This window comes from Alicyclobacillus fodiniaquatilis, from assembly GCF_042678105.1.
Lineage (GTDB): Bacteria > Bacillota > Bacilli > Alicyclobacillales > Alicyclobacillaceae > Alicyclobacillus > Alicyclobacillus fodiniaquatilis.
The window spans coordinates 1-582 of the sequence record NZ_JBHUCX010000059.1; the positions used below are offsets into that span (position 1 = coordinate 1).

General features: G+C 46.6%; 2 protein-coding genes. Both read right to left on the reverse strand.

The genetic code is table 11. The features are described from left to right. A partial coding sequence (locus tag ACFSB2_RS17120) for an RNA-guided endonuclease InsQ/TnpB family protein (protein WP_377944324.1) occupies positions 1-416 on the reverse strand: 416 nt, incomplete at its 3' end. A 4-nt stretch (positions 417-420) separates the two neighbouring features. After that, a partial coding sequence (locus ACFSB2_RS17125) for a transposase (protein WP_377944325.1) occupies positions 421-582 on the reverse strand: 162 nt, incomplete at its 5' end.

A 582-nucleotide genomic window follows, 5' to 3' on the forward strand; every position in this document is an offset into this window, starting at 1 on the left:
AGTTTGATTTTCACGTCACCAATCTTGGAAAGTTTCAGCTTGCTACCATTGAGCCAATATCCGCCTTGCGGATAGGTGAACGAATCGTATCTGCCTATGGACTTAAAGCGTGGATAGCCTGGTTTCTCCCCTGCCTTCACTCGTCTAAAGAATGCCTGAAAGGCTTTATCGAGACGTTTTGCCACATCCTGCAATACTTGCGAGTGAACCTGCTTCAAGGCTGGAATGTGTGACTTGCGTTCGTTGAATGTGTTCGCTTGGTCGTAGTAGTTCAGTGTCGTTTGCGCTGTCTCGTAGGCTACTCTGCGCTCATCAAGAAGGCGATTATACAGAAGCCTACAACGTTCTACCGTGAACTGAATTCGACCCTGTTGTTCCTTCGTTGGATAGAGCCTGAACTTGTACGCTTTCCTCATACGATCACCTCGATTTCTGTTCCTCGATGTATTTCTTAATCACATCGAGTTGAACAGTCCCTACGGTGGCAACAAAGTATGAATTGGTCCACAGAGAAGGCAACCGACTCTTTAGCTGTCTGAATTCATCACGAAGGACTCTCGAAGTGTGCCCTTTGAGTTGTTT